Here is an 8,222-nt window from a genome sequence, read left to right as displayed (position 1 = left end):
AGGGGGAGATGGGGAGATGGGGAGAGAGGGAGATGGGGAAGAGGGGAACGTCAGATATTAGATGGTGTTGGATATGGAAGATTCTCGCAACGGACCCATTGTTAAGTGTCAATTATCAATTGTCCATTCACTCTCCCAAACATCTCTCTAAAGGGGAACCCAAAGCACTCAAATTTAACACGTGCCCCCCAACAACGAGGTCGGTTCGATCGGCGATCGCCCCCACTCGACGGACCAAAGTTCCCAAGCGATCGCGAAATGTCCGACCGATGGGGTATGCCGGAATCACCCCCCAACCGGTCTCTTCTGCCACGAGAACGACATTCGCGGCGGTTTGGGTCAAACTGGCTAAAAATTCCGTTTGGACGTTCTCCCAGGTTTCCAATTCACACTCTAAGAAGTTCGCGATCCAGGTTCCGAGAGAATCCACGAGCAAGCAGTGTTGGGGAGGAGTCGATCGAATCGTGGTTGCCAAATCGATGGGAACTTCGAGGGTTTGCCAACCTGCCGGTCGTCGCTGGCGGTGGGCTTCGATGCGCTGCTGCCATTCGAGATCGTCGGGATTTCGTTGCGCCGTGGCGATATAGGTTACGGGCAAACCCATGCGTTCGGCGAGGGTTTCCGCCCATTCACTTTTTCCCGATCGAGCGGGACCGGTAACTAAGATCGTGTTGCTCATAATTCACAGCATAGGAGGAAACGATCGCAATCGATCGCTCTCCCGCTCGAAACGAAGATGGAGCCATTCAGGTTCGGGTCATCAAAAATATTTCCAACGAAACCCCGATCTAAAACATTGAAAACTGCTATCAGTAAAGGCTGATTGAAAAATGTGTTAATACCCGTCAAGCATCATCCTCGAGGGTTAAGGATTTAGAATATCAAGCTGGTATTTGATTCTGACTGTTTTATGAAAATTTTATGAAGATTTTAGTCGATCAATCTCATCTCGTTTGTGAATGACAATCGCATCGATCTGAACTGAGTTTGGAAATGAGTTGGCGACCGAAACAACACACTTTCAAACAGATTCTGTAAGAGATTCCTTTTTCAAACAGATTATTCTCGGGCTTCAAGATATAAATGATTTGATGAATGAAGCTCAACTCTACTCCTTTGAGCAAGTTAAATTGTTGTATAGCAGTTCTCCAATCAGTGGGGTCCGATCGTGAATCTCAAGTCTCCCTTCATCAGGGGAGGCGAGGCAGCGTCGCCAGAGGGGTTTCCCCAAGTAGAACGACTGCCGTGGATGCGCGGGGGATCGTCTAGATCTCTTCGATTCGAGAAACGCGATAACCTAAGTGCCAGTTGGTTTTCTAGGTAGAAATCATGGAGTCAATTGCCAAACGCGGCTTATTTTGGGAAGCGCGTACCGCAATTTTAGCCTGGTACGTCTTATTAATGGCTTTTTTACTCGGTCTTTCGATGCCCATCGCATCGCAGCTGGTTTTTGCCGAAGTCGATGCCAGAGTCAAACAAGAGTTAGAATCGGAGATTGCTGCTTTCAAACGATTGAAAAACGAGCGCAACATCAAAGAACGAACGGATGTGAGCGATGTCGAATTGGAGAAATTATTCGCGGATTTTCTTTACCAGCAACTTCCCGAAGACGATACCTTTCTCATTGGGATCTCCGATGGCAGCTTCTATCGATCGAGTCCTGCGGGTTTACCGAGCGCGATCCAACGAAATTCCCCACTGCTGGAGCGTTTAGCTGCGACTACCACATCCCAAAGCGGCGTACATAGCACTGACGATCCCGACATTGGCAACGTTCTCTACCGCTCCGAACCGGTTTGGAGTGGGGGGGAGATTCGGGGGGTACTCGTGGTTGCCCACATCACCGCAGGGGAACGCCAAGAAGCCTTCGTCTCGATCGTCATTTTCGCCAAAGTTTTAGCTCTGATTGGACTTTTGGCGCTGATTTTAGCGTGGTTTGCCGCCGGGAAAGTGCTCGCGCCCGTGCGATGGCTGACGAATGCCGCTCGTTCCATTGGCGAAACCGACCTCAGTCGGCGCATTCCCGTGCGCGGTTCTGGGGAAATGGCGGAGTTGGAGATTACCTTCAACTCAATGATGGATCGGCTGCAAAATGCGTTTGCCAGTCAACGGGCATTTATTAACGATGCCAGTCACGAGTTGCGAACGCCGATTACGATTATTCAGGGTCACTTAGAACTGCTCGGGGACGACCCGCTCGAACTCGAAGAAACCATCGAACTCGTCCTCGACGAACTCGATCGCATGGGTCGCTTAGTCGAAGATTTGATTTTGCTCACCAAAGCCGAACGCCACGATTTTTTACAACGGGAACATGTGGATGTCGTTTCCTTGAGCGAGGAACTTTTCGCCAAAGCACGGGGTCTGGCAAACCGTAACTGGCAGCTCGATCGGGTTGCTCGATGTAAGATTTGGGCCGATCGCCAGCGCCTAACCCAAGCGGTTCTCAATCTCGCCCAAAATGCCACCCACTACACTCAAGAATCGGATACCATCAGCCTGGGTTCGAGCCTCTACCAGGACGAAATTCGGTTGTGGGTGCGCGATACCGGGGAAGGGGTTGACGAAGAGGACAAACACCGGATTTTCGAGCGCTTCGCCCGTTCTGCTCGCGGTCGGCGACGCTCTGAGGGATCGGGTTTGGGCTTATCGATCGTCCGGGCGATCGCCCTGGCTCACGGCGGTCGCGTCGAACTGTACTCTCAACGGGGGATCGGATCGACGTTCACCTTGGTGTTGCCTCTAGATGCACCTTCAACCCTCCCTCTGTAATTTAACGTCAGTTTTGGATAAGACTGTTTCAGGTGAGGGCGGGGAATGGGGAATGGGGATGGAGTACTTTCCTCCTAAGCAAGGAGATTTAGCCAGTGTTGTCCCTTCGCTCCTCAAGAGGCGGGCCGACCGCCCGAATGTCACAGATCGTCGGTATCCCGGCGAGATCGCGGTAGCAAAACTGACGTTAATTTAATTCTGTAATTTAATGCTGAGTTGGAAACGGGACCGATGACCCGAATTTTGATAGCGGAAGACGAACCTCGCATTGCTTCATTTATCAATAAAGGTTTGCGAGCCAATGGTTTTGCCACTGAAATCGCCCCCGATGCAGACACGGCGATGCAGTTTGCATTAAACGATCGTTTCGACTTATTACTTCTGGATTTGGGTTTGCCCGATCGAGATGGACTGGTTTTACTCGAAGAATTACGGGGTCAAGGGGTACAACTGCCGATTATTATCTTGACGGCTCGCGACGATTTGCACGATAAAATTACCGGGTTAGAAGGGGGAGCAGACGACTACGTCACCAAACCCTTCCACTTTGACGAACTGCTCGCCCGAATCCGCTTGCGACTGACGAATCGTCAAGCCACCAACATCAAGGAAGAAATGTGCGTTGAGGCGGGGAAGGTTCATCTGGACTTGCGGACTCGTCAGGTTCGGGTCGATCGTCGCGAGGTGGAGTTGCCCGCCCGAGAGTTTTTGTTGCTCGAAACCTTCGTACGGCATAAGGGACAAGTGATGAGCCGCGAGCAACTCCTCAATCGCGTTTGGGGCTATGACTACGATCCGGGCTCGAATATCGTCGATGTTTACGTGGGATATTTGCGCAAGAAGTTAGGACGCGAACTCATCGAAACCGTTCGCGGTATGGGGTATCGGTTGCGATCGTAAGAAAGTTCTCATCTGGATTTCATCTTGCGTTCATAAGGGGTGGCGATAGTAGGGATCGATGGTACCCACCCTCAAATAATGTGACTGAAAAATCAGACTCGCTACGATTCGGATTTAGAGGCAATATAGCGTTTCTCTAATGGATGAGGTCCGGAAGATCCCCCTAAATCCACGGCAGTCGTTCTACTTGGGGAAACCCCAAGACCACGCTGCCTCCCCTTATGAAGGGGGACTTGAGATTGAAAATCAGCCCTCACTAATTTGAGAACCTCTATACTGAATTGTTGAAGTTCTGAAGGAAGCGATTCGGAAAAATGTTTAGATTTTTCGCGTATCTTTTGTTGTGCGTCTTTTAACTTTTTACAAGAATATCATTGTCAAGCAAGGTTTAATTAAATGAGGTCAATTTTAATCGCCGAAGATGAATCCCGAATCGCAGCATTTTTAGAAAAAGGCTTACTGAAGAACGGATATCGCTCGACGATTGCCACGGATGGCGCACAAGCCCTTCATTTTCTCGATGTCGAAAAGTTCGATGTGCTACTTCTCGATATCGGTTTACCGGTGATAGATGGTTGGGAAGTTTTGCTCGAACTTCGCGAGCGTCGTCACCCGATTTCTATTATTTTACTCACGGCGCGCGATGAAGCTCGAGAAAAGGTTTCTGAATTTGCCGATATTGTCGATGACTATATCGCCAAACCCTTTAGATTTAAACATTTAATCGACCGGATTCGGCATTGTCTGAATGAGAATTCAAAGTGGGTTGAAAAATCTTATTCTTATACTTGTCAAGTCCATCATTTTTCATAGTCGAGACGGCTCGAGCCGAAATCGAACGGCTAGCTCGGCTGAAGTAATATTCAATTCTCGAAACATCGATCGTAATGAATCGATGTTTTGATTTTTCGAGCTGAAAATATTCCGCGCGATCGATACCTCGATATCGACTTCGAATCATCGATGGTTATCGACAAATTCCACAATTTTCGTTTTCTTCCTACTTATCCGAGCACCTCTCCACCAATTCTAGCGTTGGAAACGGAAGACGATCGAACTTTTCCCGTCAGTATTGAGGTATCAGCCGTCAGTCGTCAGTGTAAAACGCCCCGACGATCGGCTGTCAGCTCTTCCAAGCGAACACTCCAGAAATGTTTGCTTTTTCGAAGAGTTGCGCATCTGATAGCGAACGACTGAATGCTTACCTTCTCCCTCCCGAGGGTACTGCTTGAAAACATTAGAAATCTCTCATCCAGATTTCATCTTTCATCACCCAGGACTCATAGAAGTTTACGCACCCACTCCATAATAAAAAGTGCGAAAAACATACAGGATCGATCGAGATGAAACTACTAGTTTACTCTCACGATGCATTTGGCTTGGGAAATCTCCGCAGAATGCTGGCAATTTGCGAGCATTTGCTCGAAACGATACCACAAATTTCCATCTTATTTATTTCCGGTTCGCCGGTGATTCATTCCTTTCGGCTGCCTTTAGGACTCGACTATATTAAACTTCCCTGTTTGGGACGCGATCGAGATGGCAACCTCGCTGCCAAGTTTCTCGGCACCTCGATCGAGGAGACTGTCAAACTGCGATCGCAGCTGATTCACATGGCTGCCTTGAATTTCCAACCCGATTTATTTCTCGTTGATAAAAAACCTTACGGGTTAAAAAACGAACTTAAACCGACTTTAAATCATTTTCAAGCGTTTCGACCCGAAACCAAAATTGTATTACTGCTTCGAGACATTCTCGATGCGCCGGATAAAACCATTGAAGATTGGCAGAAATATGGATATTACGATGCTTTAGAAATCTACTACGATCGCATTCTCACCGTCGGTTCGCCAGAGATTTTCGATCTCGTTCGAGAGTATCGATTTTCACCCGAAATTTCCCAAAAAGTAAAATTTTGCGGCTATATTCGCAAAAAAAACGGACGCAAAACCCAGTCTGAAGTGTACCAGGAACTGCAAATTCCCGAAGACCAAAAACTGGTTATCGTTACCCCCGGCGGAGGAGAAGATGGCGCGCGACTCATCGAGAACTACCTGAACGGACTCGCGAATTTACCGAGCGATCGCCTTCCCTACAGCCTGATAATTTGCGGACCGGAAATGCCGACCGCACAACGGGAGCAATTCTTCAACATTGCCCGCCGCTACCCCCAAGTCATGATGCGATCGTTTAGCGACGATTTAATGAGTTACATGGCCGCTGCAGATGCCGTCGTTTCTATGGCCGGTTACAACACCATTTCCGAAATTTTATCCCTGAATAAACCCGCTGTCGTGGTTCCCCGGATTCACCCCGTCCGGGAGCAACTGATTCGCGCCCAACGGTTGGCCGAATTGGGATGGCTCAAATTCATTCATCCCGATGTTTTAACGCCGCAGAATTTAATGGCAACGGTTCTCGATCTCCTCCATCCTCGATCGAACCTTCAAAAAGCAACTCAACCTGCAAAATCCGTCTCGCTAAATTTAGAAGCGTTGCCTTGCATTCAGACTGAAATTTCTCAACTCCTCTGGAGTCAGAAACTTGCTACATCAACACCGAAGTCAACGGTTTTAGCAAGCTGAGAAACACTATATAAGAGGAATACTGTATCGCTGGATCGTTTTTCAGGCGATCGCTCTATGTGTGGCCGCAGGATTTGCGAACGCACCAGAACTCAGATTCAAATGACTCACATTTTCGATCGCACCCCCAGCTTTGTTCGCTATTTTCATTTTTACTGCTTTCAACAGATCGCCCGTCGAATTCCCTACCTCTTGACTCCCCCGATTACTCCCATTCTGTTTGCCGGTTTATATACCTTGGGGGCAACCCTCTCTTCACCCGCCACCGCCCGAGATACTCGTTCCCAACCTCCACAATCTCCCGTACTCGCCCAACTGCCAGATGTTTCCGAACTCTCCGACATCCAACCCACAGATTGGACTTACCAAGCCTTGCAAGACCTGATCGATCGTTACGGTTGCGAAGTCGGTAGCTTAGAACGACAGCAGCGGGAGGGGGGAACCCGCGCCCTCACTCGCTATGAATTTGCGGCGGCACTGAATGCTTGCTTTCGGCAGATGCGATCGGATCTCGATAACGCCCCTCTCACCCCCGAAGAACTCGCCCTGTTTCAACGGCTGCAAGCGGATTTCGCTCGAGAACTGGCGACGTTTAGCGATCGCCTCGATGCCCTCGATCTCGTTGCCCGAGAATCTTTTTCCACCACCACCAAACTCAATGGCGAGGTGTTGTTTCAAGCCGCAGATAGCTTTGGAGGCGATAGTTTTGAGGGTGATGATGACACCCAACCCTTATTCGGATATCGGGCGCGCCTCAATCTCACCAGCAGCCTCACCGGTCGAGATTTGCTCCAAACCCGGATTCAAAGCCGCGATATCGGTCGTCTCGATCGCATTACCGAAACGTTTATGAGTCGCTTAGCTACCGACGGAGAAAGCGATGGGGAGTTTGGTATCGAAGCCAGCTACGAGTTTCCCATCGACGATCGCCTGCGAGGGATAGTGGGCGTCAGCGGCATGAGCGTTAACGATATTGCCACTGTCCTCAATCCCCTGTCCAGTAGCGGACGCGGGGCGGTATCTCGCTTCGGACGGCGCGATCCGGCCACCTTGCGCGGGCCGGGGGGAACGGGTCTGGCTTTGCGCTACCAACCCGAGGACTGGCTGGAACTCAATCTCGGCTACGTTGCCGGTACCAGCGATGCAGCTTCCCCCGAAGACGGACGGGGATTGTTTAACGGTTCTCACTCGGCCCTCGCCCAAGCGGTTCTCGATCCGGGCGATCGGTTTGCGATTGCGATTGCCTACGCGCGTAACTTCGCCCCCACGGGAGATGTGGATTTGACGGGAACAACAGGCAGTACGAACGCCAGCCAACCCTTTGGGGAACAGGCGACGGCTGCGGATAATTGGGGCTTTCAGCTCAATTGGGCCGCCAGCGATAACTTCGAGTTGGGGGGCTGGTTCGGCTATACCCAAGCCTACGAAGCGGGGAAGGATGAGGAGTCGGAAACGATTCTCAATGGGGCGGTGACGCTGGCTTTTCCCAATGCGATCGCCGAAGATGATACCCTCGGCTTGGTTGTCGGGATTCCTCCCATCGCCCCGGATCTCGATTCGGCCACTTCTTTTCATATTGAGGCGTTTTATCGCTGGCAGGTGAATGAAAATATTCAGGTGACACCGGGATTGTTTTTGATTACCAATCCCAACCACGATGAAGATCGCTCTTCTTTATGGATGGGAACGATTCGCACTCGATTTAGTTTTTGAGTCACCATGGGACCGTTATCTCAAATCCGGTAGAATCGCCCTAACTAACGTCAGTTTTGGATAAGACTGTTTCCGGTGAGGGCGGGGAATGGGGAATGGGGAATGGGGAATAGGGAATAGGGATGAAGTACTTTGCTCCCCAGCAACCAGATGTAGCCAGTGCGATCGCTTCGCTCATCAAGAGGCTTGCCAACCGCCCGAATCTCACCCAGAGTCGGCATCCCGTCGACGTCGCGGTCGCAAAACTGACGT

Annotated in this window: 7 protein-coding genes; 6 read left to right on the top strand and 1 reads right to left on the bottom strand. The window is 50.2% G+C overall.

Annotated features, from left to right (window positions below; genetic code table 11):
• Nucleotides 1–127 precede the first annotated feature (127 nt).
• Nucleotides 128–679: a bifunctional adenosylcobinamide kinase/adenosylcobinamide-phosphate guanylyltransferase gene (cobU, locus tag AC2215_RS08300; RefSeq protein WP_486809505.1), complete on the bottom strand. Its 552-nt coding sequence runs from the start codon at nt 677–679 to the stop codon at nt 128–130.
• Between the two features lie 650 nt (nt 680–1,329).
• On the opposite strand from cobU, the gene AC2215_RS08295 reads away from it, so the two are divergent.
• The 6 genes from AC2215_RS08295 to AC2215_RS08270 all read left to right on the top strand — a co-directional run bounded on the left by AC2215_RS08295 (nt 1,330) and on the right by AC2215_RS08270 (nt 7,970).
• The gene (locus tag AC2215_RS08295) at nt 1,330–2,772 is read left to right on the top strand and encodes a sensor histidine kinase (RefSeq protein WP_486809504.1); all 1,443 of its coding nucleotides are present in this window, start codon (nt 1,330–1,332) and stop codon (nt 2,770–2,772) included.
• Nucleotides 2,773–2,830: 58 nt separating this feature from the next.
• Nucleotides 2,831–2,968: a hypothetical protein gene (locus AC2215_RS08290; RefSeq protein ID WP_486809503.1), complete on the top strand. Its 138-nt coding sequence runs from the start codon at nt 2,831–2,833 to the stop codon at nt 2,966–2,968.
• A 35-nt stretch (nt 2,969–3,003) separates the two neighbouring features.
• On the top strand, nt 3,004–3,672 hold the full coding sequence (locus AC2215_RS08285) for a response regulator transcription factor (RefSeq protein ID WP_486809502.1): 669 nt from the start codon (nt 3,004–3,006) through the stop codon (nt 3,670–3,672).
• A gap of 396 nt (nt 3,673–4,068) precedes the next feature.
• Nucleotides 4,069–4,485: a response regulator transcription factor gene (locus AC2215_RS08280; RefSeq protein WP_486809501.1), complete on the top strand. Its 417-nt coding sequence runs from the start codon at nt 4,069–4,071 to the stop codon at nt 4,483–4,485.
• A gap of 530 nt (nt 4,486–5,015) precedes the next feature.
• Nucleotides 5,016–6,257 carry a glycosyltransferase family protein gene (locus tag AC2215_RS08275; RefSeq protein ID WP_486809500.1) on the top strand — a complete coding sequence of 414 codons (1,242 nt, stop codon included), beginning with the start codon at nt 5,016–5,018 and terminating at the stop codon, nt 6,255–6,257.
• Nucleotides 6,258–6,359: 102 nt separating this feature from the next.
• Nucleotides 6,360–7,970, top strand: a complete 1,611-nt coding sequence (locus AC2215_RS08270) for an iron uptake porin (protein ID WP_486809499.1) — start codon at nt 6,360–6,362, stop codon at nt 7,968–7,970.
• Nucleotides 7,971–8,222: the final 252 nt, after the last annotated feature.

Source organism: Zarconia sp. (assembly GCF_057467645.1).
The sequence above is the reverse complement of the archived record's forward strand: the minus strand, read 5'-3'. Positions and strand labels throughout refer to the sequence as shown.